Source organism: Microbacterium gawkjiense (genome assembly GCF_031932225.1).
Lineage (GTDB): Bacteria > Actinomycetota > Actinomycetes > Actinomycetales > Microbacteriaceae > Microbacterium > Microbacterium gawkjiense.
The window spans coordinates 133353-150850 of the sequence record NZ_JAUZVV010000002.1; the positions used below are offsets into that span (position 1 = coordinate 133353).

At 69.9% G+C, this 17498-nt stretch carries 20 protein-coding genes; 8 read left to right on the forward strand and 12 right to left on the reverse strand.

The features are described 5' to 3' along the window. Positions 1-8: 8 nt before the first annotated feature. Genes sufB through Q9S71_RS08725 form a run of 5 tightly spaced genes read left to right on the forward strand, consistent with a single transcriptional unit; the run spans position 9 to position 4073 of the window. Positions 9-1427, forward strand: coding sequence for a Fe-S cluster assembly protein SufB (sufB, locus tag Q9S71_RS08705; RefSeq protein ID WP_064002283.1), 1419 nt, complete (start codon positions 9-11; stop codon positions 1425-1427). After that, positions 1427-2623, forward strand: coding sequence for a Fe-S cluster assembly protein SufD (gene sufD / locus Q9S71_RS08710; RefSeq protein ID WP_311861862.1), 1197 nt, complete (start codon positions 1427-1429; stop codon positions 2621-2623). Before sufB ends, sufD begins: the two co-directional genes overlap by 1 nt. Further along, on the forward strand, positions 2620-2949 hold the full coding sequence (locus tag Q9S71_RS08715; RefSeq protein WP_064002281.1) for a non-heme iron oxygenase ferredoxin subunit: 330 nt from the start codon (positions 2620-2622) through the stop codon (positions 2947-2949). Before sufD ends, Q9S71_RS08715 begins: the two co-directional genes overlap by 4 nt. A gap of 14 nt (positions 2950-2963) precedes the next feature. After that, complete coding sequence (sufC, locus tag Q9S71_RS08720) at positions 2964-3734, forward strand: Fe-S cluster assembly ATPase SufC (RefSeq protein ID WP_064002280.1); 771 nt, start codon at positions 2964-2966, stop codon at positions 3732-3734. 9 nt (positions 3735-3743) lie between these two features. Beyond that, on the forward strand, positions 3744-4073 hold the full coding sequence (locus Q9S71_RS08725; RefSeq protein ID WP_064002279.1) for a metal-sulfur cluster assembly factor: 330 nt from the start codon (positions 3744-3746) through the stop codon (positions 4071-4073). Positions 4074-4131: 58 nt separating this feature from the next. On the opposite strand, the gene Q9S71_RS08730 is transcribed toward Q9S71_RS08725, so the two are convergent. Genes Q9S71_RS08730 through Q9S71_RS08750 form a run of 5 tightly spaced genes read right to left on the reverse strand, consistent with a single transcriptional unit; the run spans position 4132 to position 9033 of the window. Further along, entirely contained in the window at positions 4132-5037 is a 906-nt protein-coding gene (locus Q9S71_RS08730; RefSeq protein ID WP_064002278.1) for a siderophore-interacting protein, read from the reverse strand. Between the two features lie 22 nt (positions 5038-5059). After that, positions 5060-5869 (reverse strand): ABC transporter ATP-binding protein, encoded by an 810-nt coding sequence (locus Q9S71_RS08735; RefSeq protein WP_311283575.1) that lies wholly within the window; start codon positions 5867-5869, stop codon positions 5060-5062. After that, entirely contained in the window at positions 5866-6915 is a 1050-nt protein-coding gene (locus Q9S71_RS08740) for a FecCD family ABC transporter permease (protein WP_311861865.1), read from the reverse strand. Before Q9S71_RS08740 ends, Q9S71_RS08735 begins: the two co-directional genes overlap by 4 nt. Beyond that, positions 6912-7961, reverse strand: a complete 1050-nt coding sequence (locus Q9S71_RS08745) for a FecCD family ABC transporter permease (protein WP_311861866.1) — start codon at positions 7959-7961, stop codon at positions 6912-6914. Before Q9S71_RS08745 ends, Q9S71_RS08740 begins: the two co-directional genes overlap by 4 nt. Before the next feature lie 25 nt (positions 7962-7986). Further along, positions 7987-9033 (reverse strand): iron-siderophore ABC transporter substrate-binding protein, encoded by a 1047-nt coding sequence (locus Q9S71_RS08750; RefSeq protein ID WP_311861867.1) that lies wholly within the window; start codon positions 9031-9033, stop codon positions 7987-7989. Positions 9034-9199: 166 nt separating this feature from the next. On the opposite strand from Q9S71_RS08750, the gene Q9S71_RS08755 reads away from it, so the two are divergent. Further along, positions 9200-10798, forward strand: coding sequence for an ABC-F family ATP-binding cassette domain-containing protein (locus tag Q9S71_RS08755; protein ID WP_064002273.1), 1599 nt, complete (start codon positions 9200-9202; stop codon positions 10796-10798). Between the two features lie 20 nt (positions 10799-10818). Here the strand turns inward: Q9S71_RS08755 and Q9S71_RS08760 are convergent, their stop codons facing one another. The 4 genes from Q9S71_RS08760 to Q9S71_RS08775 form a co-directional block, all read right to left on the reverse strand. Further along, positions 10819-11649, reverse strand: coding sequence for an SURF1 family cytochrome oxidase biogenesis protein (locus tag Q9S71_RS08760; protein WP_311861868.1), 831 nt, complete (start codon positions 11647-11649; stop codon positions 10819-10821). Next, positions 11646-11849, reverse strand: coding sequence for a hypothetical protein (locus Q9S71_RS08765; protein ID WP_311861870.1), 204 nt, complete (start codon positions 11847-11849; stop codon positions 11646-11648). Before Q9S71_RS08765 ends, Q9S71_RS08760 begins: the two co-directional genes overlap by 4 nt. Continuing rightward, complete coding sequence (locus Q9S71_RS08770) at positions 11846-12109, reverse strand: DUF3099 domain-containing protein (RefSeq protein ID WP_064002270.1); 264 nt, start codon at positions 12107-12109, stop codon at positions 11846-11848. The genes Q9S71_RS08765 and Q9S71_RS08770 overlap by 4 nt, the downstream gene beginning before the upstream one ends. 109 nt (positions 12110-12218) lie before the next feature. After that, positions 12219-12740 carry a DUF4190 domain-containing protein gene (locus Q9S71_RS08775; protein WP_311861871.1) on the reverse strand — a complete coding sequence of 174 codons (522 nt, stop codon included), beginning with the start codon at positions 12738-12740 and terminating at the stop codon, positions 12219-12221. Positions 12741-12832: 92 nt separating this feature from the next. On the opposite strand from Q9S71_RS08775, the gene fabG reads away from it, so the two are divergent. Continuing rightward, positions 12833-13543, forward strand: a complete 711-nt coding sequence (fabG, locus tag Q9S71_RS08780; protein WP_311861873.1) for a 3-oxoacyl-ACP reductase FabG — start codon at positions 12833-12835, stop codon at positions 13541-13543. 6 nt (positions 13544-13549) lie between these two features. Here fabG and Q9S71_RS08785 read toward each other — a convergent pair whose 3' ends face one another. From Q9S71_RS08785 to glgC, 3 genes are read right to left on the reverse strand one after another with little or no spacing between them, the layout of a single operon-like run. Next, the gene (locus tag Q9S71_RS08785; protein WP_311861875.1) at positions 13550-14233 is read right to left on the reverse strand and encodes an alpha/beta fold hydrolase; all 684 of its coding nucleotides are present in this window, start codon (positions 14231-14233) and stop codon (positions 13550-13552) included. Between the two features lie 52 nt (positions 14234-14285). Continuing rightward, positions 14286-14921: a phosphoserine phosphatase SerB gene (serB, locus tag Q9S71_RS08790; protein WP_311861877.1), complete on the reverse strand. Its 636-nt coding sequence runs from the start codon at positions 14919-14921 to the stop codon at positions 14286-14288. A 37-nt stretch (positions 14922-14958) separates the two neighbouring features. Beyond that, on the reverse strand, positions 14959-16203 hold the full coding sequence (gene glgC / locus Q9S71_RS08795; protein ID WP_311861879.1) for a glucose-1-phosphate adenylyltransferase: 1245 nt from the start codon (positions 16201-16203) through the stop codon (positions 14959-14961). Between the two features lie 76 nt (positions 16204-16279). Between glgC and glgA the strand changes: the two genes are divergently transcribed. Continuing rightward, complete coding sequence (gene glgA, locus Q9S71_RS08800) at positions 16280-17491, forward strand: glycogen synthase (protein ID WP_311861880.1); 1212 nt, start codon at positions 16280-16282, stop codon at positions 17489-17491. The last annotated feature ends 7 nt before the right edge of the window (positions 17492-17498 follow it).

The following is a 17498-nucleotide window of genomic DNA, read 5'->3' on the forward strand; positions in this document are numbered from 1 at the left end:
GGAAAGTCATGTCGGATGTGCTCATCGACCGTCCCGAGCTCGAAGGGCTGGGGGTGTACGAATTCGGCTGGCACGACGCCGATGCCGCCGGTGCCGTCGCCCAGCGGGGTATCAACGAGGACGTGGTCCGCGGGATCTCCTCGCTGAAGAACGAGCCGGAGTGGATGCTGAAGACCCGTCTGAAGGGGTATCAGCTGTTCGGGCGCAAGCCCATGCCGACGTGGGGTGCCGATCTGTCCGGCATCGACTTCGACAACATCAAGTACTTCGTGCGCTCCACCGAGAAGCAGGCGCAGACGTGGGAGGACCTTCCCGAGGAGATCCGCAACACGTACGAGAAGCTCGGCATCCCCGAGGCGGAGCGTCAGCGCCTCGTCGCCGGTGTCGCGGCGCAGTACGAGTCCGAGGTCGTCTACCACCAGATCCGCGAGGACCTGGAGCAGCAGGGTGTCATCTTCATGGACACCGACACGGCGCTGCGCGAGCACCCCGAGTTCTTCGAGGAGTACTTCGGCACCGTCATCCCCGCCGGAGACAACAAGTTCGCCGCGCTGAACACCGCCGTCTGGTCGGGCGGCTCGTTCGTCTACGTCCCGAAGGGCGTGCACGTCGAGATCCCGCTGCAGGCCTACTTCCGCATCAACACCGAGAACATGGGCCAGTTCGAGCGGACCTTGATCATCGCGGACGAGGACAGCTACGTCCACTACATCGAGGGCTGCACGGCGCCGATCTACAAGAGCGACTCGCTGCACTCGGCCGTCGTCGAGATCATCGTGAAGAAGAACGCCCGCGTGCGCTACACGACGATCCAGAATTGGTCGAACAACGTCTACAACCTCGTCACCAAGCGCGCCGTCGCCCACGAGGGCGCGACCATGGAGTGGGTCGACGGCAACATCGGCTCGAAGGTGACGATGAAGTACCCGTCGATCTACCTGATGGGCGAGCACGCGAAGGGCGAGACGCTGTCGGTCGCCTTCGCTGGTCCCGGTCAGCACCAGGATGCCGGCGCGAAGATGATCCACATGGCGCCGCACACGCAGTCCTCGATCGTCTCGAAGTCGATCGCCCGCGGCGGCGGTCGTGCCGGGTACCGGGGGGAGGTCCGGGTGGACGCGAACGCGCACCACTCCGCCAACACCGTCCGGTGCGACGCGCTGCTGGTCGACACGATCTCGCGGTCCGACACCTACCCGGCCATCGACATCCGCGTCGACGACGTCCAGCTCGGCCACGAGGCGACCGTCTCGAAGGTCAGCGAGGAGCAGCTGTTCTACCTCATGAGCCGCGGCATGCCCGAGGACGAGGCGATGGCGATGATCGTGCGCGGCTTCATCGAGCCGATCGCCCGCGAACTGCCCATGGAGTACGCCCTCGAGCTGAACAAGCTCATCGAGATGGGCATGGAAGGATCCGTCGGCTGATGACGACAGCGACTCAGGCCCCCGCATCCGATGCGAAGGGCCACATCGACCCTGCGGCGACGCTGACGGAGACCACCGTTCCCGTCCAGACCCGGTCGGAGCGGCCGTGGTCGTTCGACCCCGCGGACTTCGGCACGCCGACCGGCCGCGAGGTCAACTGGAAGCACACGCCGCTCGACCGCGTCGCTCCGCTGCTGGCCGACGAAGAGGCCCCGCACGATGTGATCGGCGTCGAGGTGTCCGGTCCGGATGCGGTGGAGCACCGTCGTCTGCAGAAGGACGAGGCGCCCCGCGGCGAGGTCTTCCGTCCCGAGGACGTGGTGAGCGCGATCGCGTGGTCGCAGGAGCCGGAGGCTCCGCTCATCCGCATCCCGGCGAACGCCGAGCTCGACGAGCCCGTCATCGTGACCCTCACCGGTCGCGGCGGCGTCGCTCACGCGCACGTCGTCATCGAGGCGCAGCCGAACTCGCGCGGGACGGTCGTGCTCCGGCACGAGGGATCCGCGGCCCAGGCGCAGAACGTCGAGATCATCGTGCGCGACGGCGCAGCCCTGACGGTCGTCTCGGTGCAGCGCTGGGACGACGACGCCGTGCACCTCGCGGCGCACCAGGCCCGCGTCGACCGCGACGCGTCGCTGACGCACATCGTCGTGAGCCTCGGCGGCGGACTCGTCCGCGTCAACCCGTCGGTCGAGCTCGCCGGTACCGGCGCGCAGGGACGCCTCTACGGGCTGTCCTTCGCCGACGCCGGCCAGCACCTCGAGAGCCAGGTCTACCTGCACCACAAGGGCGCCCACACCAACGGCGACGTGCTCTACAAGAGTGCGCTGCAGGGTGCGTCGGCCCGCACGGTCTGGATCGGCGACGTCCTCATCGGACCGGATGCCGTGGGCACCGACTCCTACGAGGCGAACCGCAACCTCGTCCTCACCGACGGTGCGCGCGCCGACTCCATCCCGAACCTCGAGATCGAGACGGGTGACATCGTCGGCGCCGGGCACGCCAGTGCGACCGGACGCTTCGACGACGAGCAGCTGTTCTACCTGCAGGCCCGCGGGATCGACGAGGAGCAGGCCCGACGTCTGGTCGTCCTCGGCTTCCTCGCCGAGATCGTGCAGAAGATCGGCATCCCCTCGCTCGAGGACGAGTTCATCGCCGCGATCGAGGCGGAGCTGGCCGGCGGGAGCGACGCATGACCGCCCAGAAGGTGCTGCAGCTGAGCGACCTGACGCAGGACACGGCTGTGCGCGTCGAGGTCGACGGCGTCGCGATCGCCGTCGTGCTGGACGGCCAGGGCGAGGTGCACGCGATCGGCGACACCTGCACGCACGGCGACATCTCGCTGGCCGACGGTTTCGTCGAAGGCGACTCGCTCGAATGCTGGGCGCACGGGTCGGCGTTCTCGCTGCGCACCGGGCGCCCCCTGAACCTGCCGGCCTACGAGCCGGTGCCCGTCTACGAGGTCACGATCGACGGGGACGACATCCTCATCGACCCCGCCGTGACCAAAGCCGTGAACTGAAGAAAGAAGCTGACATGTCTGTCCTCGAGATCCGCGACCTCCACGTGACGGTCGAGACGGAAGCCGGCGAGACCCCGATCCTGAACGGTGTGACCCTCACCGTCCGCACGGGCGAGACCCACGCCATCATGGGCCCGAACGGTTCCGGCAAGTCGACCCTCGCGTACACGATCGCGGGCCACCCCAAGTACACCGTCACCGGCGGCACCATCACGCTCGACGGCGAGGACGTCCTCGCGATGTCGGTCGACGAGCGCGCCCGCGCCGGCCTGTTCCTCGCGATGCAGTACCCGGTCGAGATCCCCGGCGTGACGGTGACCAACTTCCTGCGCACCGCGAAGACGGCCGTCGACGGCGAGGCGCCGTCGATCCGTTCGTGGACCAAGGACGTCAAGCAGGCGATGCAGAACCTGCGGATGGATCCGAAGTTCGCCGCGCGCAACGTGAACGAGGGGTTCTCCGGCGGTGAGAAGAAGCGTCACGAGATCCTCCAGCTCGAGCTCCTCAAGCCGAAGCTCGCCGTGCTCGACGAGACCGACTCGGGCCTCGACGTCGACGCGCTGAAGATCGTGTCCGAGGGTGTGAACCGTGCCAAGGAGCAGACCGACATGGGTGTGCTCCTGATCACGCACTACACCCGCATCCTCCGCTACATCCAGCCCGACTTCGTCCACGTGCTCGTGAACGGCCGCGTGGCCGAAGAGGGCGGCCCCGAGCTCGCCGCGCGCCTCGAGGATGAGGGGTACGACCGTTTCCTCGCCCCCGTCGCGGGCGAGCAGGCCTAGGATCGTCGCATGACCGAGACGCTCGCACCCGAGAAGTACGACGAGGTCACCGAGGCCCTCAAGGACGTCATGGACCCCGAACTCGGGGTCAACGTCGTCGACCTGGGGCTCATCTACGACCTCGGGTGGGATGACGAGAACGACGCCCTCGTCATCCACATGACCCTGACCTCCGCCGGCTGCCCGCTGACGGACGTGCTCGAGGAGCAGACCGGACAGGCGCTGGACGGCGTCGTCGACCGTTTCCGGATCAACTGGGTGTGGATGCCGCCGTGGGGCCCCGAGCGGATCACTGACGACGGCCGCGACATGATGCGCGCGCTCGGCTTCTCGATCTGACCGAATCCGCGAGAGGGGCGGTGCGACCACGTCGCACCGCCCCTTTCGCGTGCCGGAGTCAGTTTTCCGAGCGCCCCAGGCGCCAGTACCCCATGAAGGCGACGGCGCGTCGGTCGACGCCGACCTCGCTGACGAGGTGACGACGGAGTGCCTTGATGGCGGATGCCTCACCCGCGAGCCACGCGTAGAGGGGGGCGCTCTTCAGCGCGGCACCGCCCTTCGCCGTGCGGGGCACCTCCCAGAGGATGTCGTGGTCGACGTCGATCTCCTCGACCTCGGCCCCGATCCCGCCGGGGGCGAGGCGACGGGCGACATCGGCCACCGCGGAGATCAGGTGCTCGTGGCGACGGTCCTCCCCGCCGCGCGCCTCGATGATCAGCTCGAAGCCCGGGTGCGAGGGCACGTAGGCGACGTCGTTCGGGTGCGGGAGCTCGAGGACGACGACACCGCGCGCGTCCGCGGGGAGCTGCTCCAGGATCCGCGCGATCGCGGGGGCCGCCGTCTCGTCGCCGGCGAGCAGGATGGCGTCGGTCCGGGCCGGCGGCACGAAGTCGATACCGTAGCTGACGCCGGTGTGCTCGGTGGTCGGGGCCAGGATCAGGACCTCGTCGCCCGCCTTGGCGTCGGCGATCCACGCGGACGCCGGGCCCATCACGTCGTGCGCGACCATGTCGATGTCGACCTCGCCGGCGGAGCTCCGCACCGCACGCGTCGTGTAAGTCCGCATGACGGGACGCGTCTCCTCGGGCATGGCGCGCCAGCGGTCGTACCAGTCGGCATCCGTCGGCATCGCCTCCAGCGAGGCGGTCGGCGTCGGGAACATGATCTTGACCCGCTGGTCGAATCCGGGGTCGCCGTATGCGCCGAGCGCCTCGTCGCGGAACGTGAACCGCCGGAAGCTGGGTGTGAGGTCGGTGACCGCCGCGACGGGGGCGCGGAAGAAGTTCATCGTGCTCAGGGACATGGGGGTCTCGGCTTTCGTGCGGTCAGACGCCGGCGGGGACGTGATGGCGGCCGATGGGGAGGACCATCGGGCGGCCGGTGAGCGGATCGGGGATGACGCGGCTGTCCATGCCGAAGACGTCCTTGACGGTCTCGGCGGTCAGGATCTCGCCCGGGTCTCCGGCGGCGTACAGGCGCCCGCCGGCCATCGCGACGAGGTGGTCGGCGTAACGGGCCGCGAGGTTCAGGTCGTGGAGGACCATGACGATGGTCGTCCCCCGACGGCGGTTGAGGTCGGTGAGGAGGTCGAGGACGTCGACCTGGTGGCTGACGTCGAGGAAGGTCGTCGGCTCGTCGAGGAGCAAGACGTCCGTCTGCTGTGCGAGGGCCATCGCGATCCAGACCCGCTGGCGCTGGCCGCCGGACAGCTCGTCGACGGGGCGATCCGCCAGCGCGGCGGTGTCGGTGGCGTCGAGGGCCGCGGCCACGGCCTCGTCGTCGGCACGGCTCCAGCGGGAGAGCGGACCGTGGTGGGGCGTGCGCCCGCGGCCGACGAGGTCCGAGACGGCGATGCCCTCGGGGGCGATCGGGGACTGGGGGAGGAGGCCGAGTTCGCGCGCCACCTGCTTCGTCGGCAGCTTGTGGATGTCCTTGCCGTCCAGCAGCACCTGCCCCGCGCGGGGGGCCAGCAGTCGCGCCATCGACTTGAGCAGGGTCGACTTGCCGCACGCGTTGGCGCCGACGATCGCCGTGATCCGCCCGGGCGGGACGACGAGGTCGAGGTCGTCGACGATGAGGCGGTCGCCGTAGGCCAGCTTCAGGCCGGAGGCGTGGAGGGTGCGTTCCGCGGTCATAGAGAGCCTCCCGAGCGGCTGCTGCGGATGAGAAGGAAGATCAGGTAGGGCGCGCCGAGGACACCGGTCACGACGCCCACGGGCAGACGCATCCCGAGCAGGTACTGCCCGGTGAGGTCGGCGAGCAGCACCAGGAAGGAGCCGAACAGGCCCGCGACCAGGACGGGGGAGCCGACGGGGCCCAGCATACGCGCGGCGATGGGGCCCGACAGGAAGGCGACGAAGGAGATGGGGCCGACGGCCGCCGTCGCGAAGGCGAGCAGCACGACCGCCGCGACGATGAGGAGGATGCGCCGCCGCTCGACGGGAACGCCGAGGGCGGCCGCCGCCTCGTCGCCCAGCCGCATGAGCTCCAGGTCGCGGGTCAGCCACAGCAGAACGGGGACGACGACGACCATCGCCCCTGCCAGCGGGACGACCTCGTTCCACGATGCGCTGTTGAGGCTGCCGGTGATCCACCGCATCGCGGCCTGCAGATCCCACTCGGCCGCGCGCGAGAGCACATAGGCGACGACGCTGTTGAAGATCGCGGCGACACCGATGCCGATGAGGATGAAGCGCGCCCCGGCGCCGCCGTCCTTGAACGCGAGGAGGTAGATGGTCAGCGCGGTGCCCACCGCGGCGACGGTCGCGAGCACCGAAACGGCGGTCCCCGAGAGCGAGAGAAAGACGATGCCCACGACGGCCGCCGCGCTCGCGCCCGCGTTGATCCCGATGATGTCGGGGCTGGCCAGCGGGTTGCGCAGCAGCGTCTGGAAGACGGCACCGCCCATGCCGAAGCACAGTCCCGTCAGCAGGGCGACGGTCGATCGCGGCAATCGCAGCTCGCCGACCGTGAAGGACGCACCCGGCACCGTCTGTCCGGTCATAACTGCCCACACCTCGGCGGGCGTGTAGAAGGTCTGTCCGACCATCAGCGAGACGAGATACGTCGCCAGCACGGCGACGAGGAGTCCGCCGGTGACGAGGATGCGGCGGCGCGCACGACGTGCCCGCCCCGACGTGACGGCGGCCAGGGTGGTCGGCGCGGGGGTGAGGGCGGTCACAGGGCACGCATCTTCTGTCGGCGGACGATGGCGATGAAGAACGGAGCACCGATCAAAGCGGTGACGACGCCGACCTCGACCTCCTGAGGCCGCGCGATGACGCGTCCGACGACGTCGGCGACGGTGAGCAGACCTGCGCCGACGAGGGCCGAGACGGGGAGCAGCCAGCGGTGGTCGGGGCCGACGAGCAGGCGGCAGACGTGGGGCACGATGAGTCCGACGAACCCGATGGGTCCGGCGACCGCGGTGGCCGCGCCGCAGAGGATCACCGCGCCGAGGGCCGACAGCAGTCGCGCCGTCCGGACCTTCTGGCCGAGGCCGGTCGCGAGGTCGTCGCCGAGGGCGAGGGCGTTCAACGCCGCTGCCGAGGCGACGCAGATGACCATGCCGACGGCGAGGAAGGGGAGGACGAGGAGGATGTTCTGCGTCGTCGCGCCGCCCACGCCGCCGATCTGCCAGAACCGGAAGACGCTCATGACGTCGATCCGGGGGAGCAGGATCGCGCTGATGAGCGAGGTGAAGGCGACGGCGGTCGCGGCACCCGCGAGGGCGAGCTTGAGGGGGCTCGCGCCGCCGCGGCCGAGCGACCCGATGGTGTAGACGAAGAGTGCCGCGAGCGCGGCGCCCAGCATCGCGAGCCAGATGTAGCCCAGGGCGCTCGTCACGCCGAAGAAGGCGAGCCCGGTCACGACGGCGAGCGACGCGCCGCCGTTGATGCCGAGGATCTGGGGGTCGGCCAAGGGATTGCGGGTGACGCCCTGCATGACGGCACCGGCTACCGCGAGGGAGGCTCCGACCAGGAGGGCGAGGATGGTGCGGGGCACCCGGCGCGCGACGGCAGCGGCATCCGTCGTCGTCAGGTCACCCGTCAGGCCGGCGATGATCTGCGATGCGTCGACCGTCCGGTTGCCGAAGGTGACCGAGAGCACGCAGATGACCGCCACCGCGACCGCGAGGACCAGCACCCACAGCACGCGCCGCCGCCCCGACCGGCGTCGGAGGGACGCGGTCGAGGCGGCGGCGGGCGCGGAGGCGACGGTGGTCATGGTGCAGGGAGCGGTGCGATCCGCGTCAGTCCGAGACCTTGGCGGCGGCCTCACCCAGGAGATCGACGTACTGGGCGGTCAGGGCGTTCGGGATCGAGAGCGGGCTCGGGTTCGCTGCCGCGGACAGCGGTGCGTTGGCGAGGGGCAGGATGACGACCGCGCCGTCCGCCACAGCGGGGATCCGAGACAGCAGCGGGTCGGCCTGCATCGTCGCCAGCGTCGTGTCGTCTCCGTAGGTCACGAGGACGTCGAGGTCGTTGAAACGCTCGATCTCCTCCGTGCTGTTCGTGATCCAGAACTGGTCGGTGCCCTTCGACTGCTCGGCGACCGTCGCGGCGGGCTCCATGCCGAGGTCCTGCAGGAACAGCTGGCGCGGGTCCTGTTCGGAGTAGAAGCCGATCTCGGCGAGGTTGGTCGCGTCGAACGAGCTGAACATGACGGTCTTGTCCGCGATGTCGGGCTGTCCCGCGGTGAGGTCGCCGAGCTGGGTGGTGAGGTCGTCGACGAGGGTCTCGGCCTCGTCCTTCAGGCCCAGCGCGGTGCCGTTGATGACGGTGAGCTCCTGCCAGGTGGTGCCCCACGCGACGTCGGGGTAGGCGACGACCGGCGCGATCTTGCTGAGGGTCTCGTACTCCTCCTTCGTCATGCCGGAGTACGCGGCGAGGATGACGTCGGGCGCCGTGTCGGCGATCGCCTCGTAGTCGAAGCCGTCCGCCTCGTCGAAGAGCACGGGGGTCTCGGCGCCCATCTCCTCGAGCTTGTCCTCGACCCAGGGGAGGATGCCGTCGCCGTCGTCGTCGCCCCAGGTGACGGCGGGCATGCCGACCGGGACGACACCGAGGGCGAGCGCCGCCTCCTGATTGGCCCAGGACACCGTCGCGACCCGCTCGGGCTTGCTCTTGATCGTCGTCGTGCCGAACGCGTGCGTGATCGTGACGGGGAACGCGTCGCCCGAGGCGGTGGCGCCGTCCGAAGACGTAGTCCCGGCGGGGGCGGCGGCCGTGGTGGCGCAGCCGGTGAGGAGGAGGGCGGATGCTGCGGCGAGGGCGAACGCAGTGCGGATGCGAGGCACAGAGGTCTCCTGGGAAAGGTGATTAGGGTCGCCTAACCTTACAACGAACCTGGGGCGGGCGGAAACCGAGGAACCCATCCGGGACCGGCCTGATCGTCCTCGATCCGCGCCGTATACTGGGGGTTTGGCCACTCGGCCGCCTCCCCAGGAAGAACGGACGTCTGCTGTGCTCGCCGTGCACGATCTCGAGATCCGCGTCGGTGCGCGCACCCTCATGTCCGATGTCTCCTTCCGCGTCTCGCCGGGCGACAAGATCGGTCTCGTCGGGCGCAACGGCGCCGGCAAGACGACCCTGACCAAGGTGCTCGCCGGCGACCTGCTGCCCGCGGACGGCAAGGTCGACCGCAGCGGCGAGCTCGGGTACCTGCCGCAGGACCCGCGGTCGGGCGACCCCGAGATGCTCGCCCGCACCCGCATCCTCGACGCCCGGGGACTCGGCTCGCTCGTCATCGGCATGCGCGAGACGGCCGACCAGATGGCATCGACGGATGCCGCCGTCGCCGACCGCGCCATGCGGAAGTACGCCTCGCTCACGGAGCGCTTCGAGGCGCTCGGGGGATACGCGGCCGAGGCGGAGGCGGCGTCGATCGCCCACAACCTCTCCCTGCCCGACCGGATCCTCGATCAGCCGTTGAAGACGCTGTCGGGTGGACAGCGGCGACGCATCGAGCTCGCCCGCATCCTCTTCTCCGACGCGCAGACGATGATCCTCGACGAGCCGACGAACCACCTCGACGCCGACAGCGTCGTGTGGCTGCGCGAGTTCCTGAAGGGGTACAAGGGCGGGCTGATCGTGATCAGCCACGACATCGACCTCGTCGGCGAGACGGTCAACCGGGTGTTCTACCTCGACGCCATGCGTCAGGTCATCGACGTCTACAACATGAACTGGAAGAACTACCTGCGTCAGCGTGCGGCGGACGAGGAGAGGCGCCGCAAGGAGCGCGCGAACGCCGAGAAGAAGGCGACGGCACTGCAGCAGCAGGCTGCGCGCTTCGGCGCGAAGGCCAGCAAGGCCGCCGCCGCCCACCAGATGGTGGCCCGCGCCGAGAAGCTGCTCGCCGGTCTCGACGACGTCCGTCAGGACGACCGGGTCGCGAAGCTGCGGTTCCCGAAGCCCGCGCCCTGCGGCAAGACGCCGCTCATGGCGAAGAACCTGTCGAAGTCCTACGGCTCGCTCGAGATCTTCGCGGGCGTCGACCTCGCCATCGACCGCGGGTCCCGCGTCGTCGTCCTCGGGCTCAACGGCGCCGGCAAGACGACGCTGCTACGGATCCTCGCCGGCGTCGACAAGGCCGACACGGGCATCATCGAACCCGGTCACGGGCTGAAGATCGGGTACTACGCGCAGGAGCACGAGAACCTCGACGTCAGCCGCTCGGTCCTCGACAACATGATGTCGGCCGCGCCGGACATCACCGCCACCGAGGCGCGCAAGGTGCTGGGGTCCTTCCTGTTCACCGGCGACGACGTGCTGAAGCCGGCCGGGGTGCTCTCCGGCGGCGAGAAGACGCGACTGTCCCTCGCGACGCTCGTCGTCTCGTCGGCCAACATGCTGCTGCTCGACGAGCCCACGAACAACCTCGACCCGGCCTCCCGTGAGGAGATCCTCGGGGCGCTCGCGCACTACGAGGGCGCGGTCGTGCTCGTCTCGCACGACGAGGGCGCCGTGGAGGCCCTGAACCCCGAGCGTGTGCTGATCCTGCCCGACGGGGTCGAGGACATCTGGGGTCGCGACTACATCGACCTCATCACCCTGGCCTGACGGACGCCCGCCGGCCGCGGTCAGCGGGCATCGAGGAGCTCGTCCTCGGCCTCCATGTCGCGGTCGCGCCGTCGCTGCGGCCGGGAAGGCCGCGTCCGCCCGCCGTCCTCCTCGTCCTCGCGCCGGTGTCGAATCTCGGTCCGGATCATGTACCAGATGAAGGCGAAGCCCATGACGGCGAAGAGGATCCACTGGATCGCGTACGAGAGGTACGGCCCGGGGTCGGCCGACGGATCCTCCAGCTGCTGCGGGCGTTCCGCCGGCGCGGGAGTCTCCTCGGTCATCAGGACGTAGGCGGAGTCGATCATGTCGCCTGCCTGGCCCGTCATCTGCGCGATGAGGGTGAGATCGATCGTGGCGACCTGCCCCTCGGGGGCGGAGCGCCCCTCGCGGACCGGCGGCTCGCCGGGCTGCAGGCGGCCGACGACAGAGATCTCGCCCGTCGGCGGCGCCGGGACGCGGTCGGGCTCCGGCTGGTCGTCGCCGGGCGGGACCCAGCCCCGATCGATCACGATGACGCGACCGTCGTCCGTCCGGAACGGCACGAGCACCTCGAACGCGCTCGTGCCGCCGTGAGGCCGGTTGCGCACGAGCAGCGTCTGATCCGTCAGGTACTCACCGCGGATCTCGACGGGACGCCACTCGTCGCTCGCGACGAGGTCCTGCCCGGCGGGGATGAGGTCGCGCAGGGCGACGGGCTCGCGCGAATAGTTGTCGGCGACGAGTGCGAGCTCGGCATCCCGTTCCGCGTTGCGCGAGAACTGCCAGTTGGACAGGAACGCGCAGGCGATCGCGAACACGATCGCCATGGCGACGTATCCGCTCCTGCGCAGCGCCGTGTCGCGGTTCACGAGGCGGGTGCGGTGTCGAGCGCGAGGACCTCGACGGGGAAGCTCCGCGACGCGAGGTAGTCGCGGAGGAACCCGACGTGGTCGGGGCAGGCGGTCCACACCTTGCGCCGGTCGGCCGAGTGGATGCGGGGATTCCGCCACACGACCCGCCACTGCGCGTCGGCGCGGCATCCCGCGCGCGAGCACTGCGGGCTGGTCATCGCTCCTCCCGGGGCGGGGTCTCCTGGATCCTGATCACGTTCTCGTCCGGTTTCGGCGGGGGAGCGGATGCCGTCGGTGCCGCGTCGATCTCACGCGACGGACGTTCGGCCACGACGACCTCGTCGCCGTTCCCGACGTTGGCCACGACCACGGCGAGGTAGGGCAGGACCGCAGCGCCGGCCGCGAAGATCCAGGTCTGCCAGCCGTACGGAGTGACGGTGACCATCAGGATGAAGCAGACCACGCGGACGGTCATCATGATGACGTAGCGACGGGTGCGCGAGCGTGCGTCGACCTCGGGCGCAGTGGCGAGCGAGGTCGCGGACGGTGTCGAGTCGTGCTTGGTGCGGCGGGACGTGGGAGGGCTCCTAGGAAATCTGGCCCATGGACGGGATCGAGGCGGCGATCGCGATGGCCGCGATCACCCAGATGAGGATCAGCAGCAGCCAGAAGCCCGTGCCGATCCAGCCGATGATGGTGCCGGCGACGGCCATACCGCGACCGTTCTCACCAGAGGTCTTGAGCTGCTTGAGCGACATGTGGCCCGTGATGACACCGGCGATCGAACCGATGAGGGGGATGAACGTCACTCCGGCGATCGAGGCGACGAGCGAGATGATCGCGAGGACGTTGTTGGGCCGGGGCGGGGCGTAGCCGTAGGCGGGCTGTCCGTAGGGCTGCTGCCCGTAGGCGGGCTGGGCGTACGGCTGCTGGCCGTAGGTCGGCTGCGCGTAGGGCTGCGGCGTGCCGGTCTGCTGCTCGCCGTAGGCGGGCTGGCCCTGCGCGGAGGGCGGCGCGTACGGCGGGGCGGGCGGGTACGAGGCGCCCGCGGCGGGCGGGGCCGGCGGCACGTCGGAGGGCTGCGGCGGGGTGTTCGTGGCGTCGGTCACGTCCGTCTCCTTCAGGCGAGGTGACCCCCAGCCTACCCGCCGTGCGCGCCGCTAGGCTGGTGCGGTTCACCCGGCTCGGAGCAAGGAGAAACATGTCCCACGAGCGCGTCGTCCTCGTCACCGGAGGCAACCGCGGCATCGGCCGCGCGATCGCCGAGCGATTCGTCTCGGAGGGCTACACGGTCGCCGTGACCGCTCGATCGGGCGAGGGTCCCGAGGGGACGCTGACGGTCCGAGCCGACGTCACCGACGCCACCTCCCTCGACGCCGCGTACACCGAGGTCGAGCAGCAGCTCGGCCCCGTCGGGGTGGTCGTCGCGAACGCCGGGATCACGAAGGACACGCTGCTGCTGCGCATGACGGAGGAGGACTTCGACTCGGTCGTCTCGACGAACCTCGGCGGCGCCTTCCGGGTCGTCAAGCGCGCCGCCAAGGGGATGCTGCGGGCCAAGTGGGGCCGCGTCATCCTCATCTCCTCGGTCGTCGGCCTCTACGGCTCGGCCGGGCAGATCAACTACTCGTCCTCCAAGAGTGCGCTCGTCGGCTTCGCCCGCTCGCTGACCCGCGAGCTCGGGTCGCGGGGGATCACGGCCAACGTCGTCGCTCCCGGTTTCATCGAGACCGACATGACCGCAGCCCTTCCCGAGGACACGCAGGCGGAGTACAAGAAGAACATCCCCGCGGCGCGTTTCGGCGCCGCCGACGAGGTCGCCGCTGCCGTCGTCTGGCTCGCCTCCGACGACGCCGCTTACATCTCGGGCGCCGTCATCCCGGTCGACGGCGGCCTCGGCATGGGCCACTGACGGGTATCAGCGCACCGCTTCGGTGATCCGCCGCGCCAACTCGTCGGGCGCGGAGAACTGGGGCCAGTGACCGGTCCCCAGCCGGACCACCTCGGCTTCCGCGATCGCGGCGAACTCCGCGGCGAACGCGCCCCAGGCGGTCACCGCCTCGCGGAACGCCGCCTCGTCCAGGGACCCCATGAGCAGGGTGACCGGGACGCGGTGACGGTCGGTGCCCTCGAGCACCAGCGGATCGGTCGGGACGTGCCCGGGAACGGATGCCGTGAGCGGCGCCGTCCGCTGTCGAGTCGCGTCGTCGAGGTCCTCGACGTCCTCGGCATCGAAGAACTCCCAGCCGGGGAACGGGACGACGCCGTCGACGAGGGGGAACTCCGAGATGTCGGCGCCCGGAGGCGGAGGCGTCGTGTCGACGAACACCACCCGCGTCACCCGGTCGGCGCGGCGTTCGGCGGCGCCCCACGCGACGTTTCCGCCGCCGCTGTGACCGACGAGCACGACCGGACCGTCGATGCGGTCGATCTCGTCGACGACCGCATCGACCCAGTCCGCGAGACGGACCTCGGATGCCGGGGCGCCCACACCCGGCAGGGTGAGCGGATGCGGGGAGTGACCCGCGTCGCGCAGTGCGGGGACGACGTCGTCCCATGAGGAGGCCGTCAACCAGAGCCCGGGGATGAGGATGATGTCCATGGCGGCGACGCTACCGGCGGTCGCCGACATCCGGCAGTACCGCGGCGTCGGATCAGGGGAGGAGGGGGATGAGGGCGGCGAGATCGACCGGACCCACGACGAGGTCGGCACGACGGCGGACGGCGGGTTTCGCGTTGAACGCGACACCCAGGCCGGCGGCATCCATCATCAGGAGGTCGTTCGCCCCGTCACCGACCGCGATGGTCGCCGACGGCGCGACCCCGTAGGTCTGCGCCCACTCCCGCAGCGCCTCGGCTTTGCCGGCCGCATCGACGATCGGACCGTCCACGACGCCGGTGAGCGCGCCGCCCGAGACCGCCAACCGGTTGGCTCGCCACACGTCGACGCCGAGCGAGGGGGCGACGGTGTCGAGGATCTCGTGGAAGCCCCCCGACACGACGGCCGCGACGCCGCCCCGGTCGTGGATCGCCGCGATCAGCTCGTGCACGCCCGGCGTCGGCTCGACGCGCGACAGCACCCGTGCGAAGGAAGCGACCGGGACGCCGGTCAGCTCCTGCACCCGGGAGCGCAGACTCGTCGCGAAATCGACCTCACCGCGCATCGCCGCCTCGGTCGCGGCGGCGACCTCCGCACCGCGGCCGGCCTCATCGGCGATGAGCTCGATGACCTCGTTGCGGATGATCGTGGAATCGGCGTCGAACACGACGAGGAATCGGGCGTCAGGCACCCGACCACGCTAGCGGCTCCATCGCCGGGCCCCGCGCTCAGGAGGTGATGCGGATGTTCTTCCCCACGACGGTGAGTCCACTGTCGGTGACGGTGAACCCGCGCGACAGATCGAGCTCGCGGTCGACGCCCACGGTGGCCCCGGGTTCGATCACGACGTTCTTGTCGAGGATCGCGCGGTGCACGCGTGCGCCGGCACCGACGCTCACGTGGTCGAAGAGGACCGAGTCGGTGATGGTCGCGCCGCCGCCCGAGAGCGTCCACGGACCCAGCACGCTCCGCTCGAGATGCGTGCCCGAGAGCACGCAGCCCAGCGACACGATCGAGTCGATCGCGTTCCCGATGCGCCCCATCCCATCGCGGACGAACTTCGCGGGCGGGGAGTTCACCGACTGCGACCGGATGGGCCAGTCCATGTTGTAGAGGTTGAAGACCGGCAGCGCGGAGATGAGGTCCATGTGCGCGTCGAAGAACGAGTCGATCGTTCCCACGTCGCGCCAGTAGTCGCGGTCGCGGTCGGTGGAGCCGGGCACGTCGTTGCGCTTGAAGTCGTAGACCGCCGCCTCGCCCCGGGAGACGAAGTAGGGGATGATGTCGCCGCCCATGTCGTGGTTCGAGGTCGGCAGCTCTCCGTCGGCCTCGACGGCCTCGATCAGCGCGTCGGTGTCGAAGACGTAGTTGCCCATCGAGGCGAGCACCTCGCCGGGGCTGTCGGGCAGCCCGGTGGGGTTCTGCGGCTTCTCGAGGAAGTCCCGGATCGTGACGCCGTCGGTGGGGTCCACGTCGATCACGCCGAACTGGTTGGCCAGACCGATGGGCTGACGGATGCCGGCCACCGAGGCGCGCGCGCCCGAGGCGATGTGCGCCTCGATCATCTGCTGGAAGTCCATGCGGTACACGTGATCGGCGCCGATGACCGCGACGATGTCGGGCTTCTCGTCGTGGATCAGGTTGAGCGACTGGAGGATCGCGTCGGCCGACCCCGAGAACCATCGTTTGCCGAGCCGCTGCTGTGCGGGCACGGAGGTGACGTAGGCCCCGAGCAGAGCCGACATGCGCCACGTCTGCGACACGTGACGGTCGAGGCTGTGCGACTTGTACTGCGTCAGGACGACGATTTGGCGGAGCTCGGAGTTGATGAGGTTCGAGATCGCGAAGTCGATCAACCGGTACTGCCCGCCGAAGGGGACGGCGGGTTTCGCGCGGTCCTGGGTGAGCGGCATGAGTCGCTTGCCCTCGCCACCGGCGAGGACGATACCGAGGACCTTCGGGGATGCTGGCATGTGCTCACACTATGTGTCTTTCCGAGGGTCCGACCAGGACTGTGACGCCGTGTCCCGGTGCCCTAGAGTTCGGTCCATGCGCGTCGACATCGTCACGAAGGAATACCCGCCCGAGATCTACGGCGGAGCCGGTGTTCACGTGACCGAATTGGTGAAGGCGCTCCGCTCCCGCATGGAGGTCCAGGTCCGTGCCTTCGGCGCCGAGCGCGACGAGGTCGACACCACGTCCTACGCCGTCCCCGCCGGCCTGTCGGCGTCGAACCCCGCGCTGCAGACCCTCGGGACCGACCTCGAGATCGTGGGCGACGTCGCGGGCGCGGACGTCGTGCACAGTCACACCTGGTACGCCAACTACGCCGGGTTTCTCGCCTCGATGCTGCACGGTGTGCCGCACGTCGTGACCGCGCACTCGCTCGAGCCGCTGCGCCCGTGGAAGGCCGAGCAGCTCGGCGGTGGCTACGCGCTCTCTAGCTACGTCGAGAGGACCGCCTATGAGAACGCCGCCGCGGTGGTCGCCGTCAGCGACGGGATGCGGCGCGACATCCTCCGGAGCTATCCGGCCCTCGACCCCGCGAAGGTGCGGGTCATCTACAACGGCATCGACGTCGACGCCTGGCAGCCCCGCGAGGACCCGGAGCTCCTGTCGCGGTGGGGCATCGATCCCACCCGGCCGTCGGTCGTCTTCGTGGGGCGCATCACCCGCCAGAAGGGTCTGCCGTACTTCCTCCGCGCCGCCGAGCTCCTGCCCCCCGAGGTGCAGCTCATCCTGTGCGCCGGGGCCCCCGACACGCCGGAAATCATGGCCGAGGTCCAGGGACTCGTCCAGCAGCTCCAGCGCAGCCGGGAAGGGGTGGTCTGGATCGAGGAGTTCCTCCCGCGCTCGGACCTGTGCGCGATCCTCACCTCCGCGACGACGTTCGTCTGCCCGTCCGTCTACGAGCCGCTCGGCATCGTCAACCTCGAGGCAATGGCGTGCGGCGCGGCCGTCGTCGGCACGGCGACCGGCGGCATCCCCGAAGTCGTCATCGACGGTGTCACCGGTCGCCTCGTCGAAATCGAACAGGTCGAGGACGGCACCGGGACACCCGTCGATCCGGAGAAGTTCGTCGCCGACCTCGCCGCGACCCTGACCGAGGTCGTCTCCGACCCGGAGCGGGCACGGGCCTACGGCAGGGCGGGCCGGGAGCGCGCGGCATCCGCTTTCAGCTGGGATGCGATCGCCGACGAGACCGCCGCGCTCTACCAGGAGGTCGTCGCGGCCGCTCGGGAGGGCTCCGGCGCTCGATAGGCTGGGG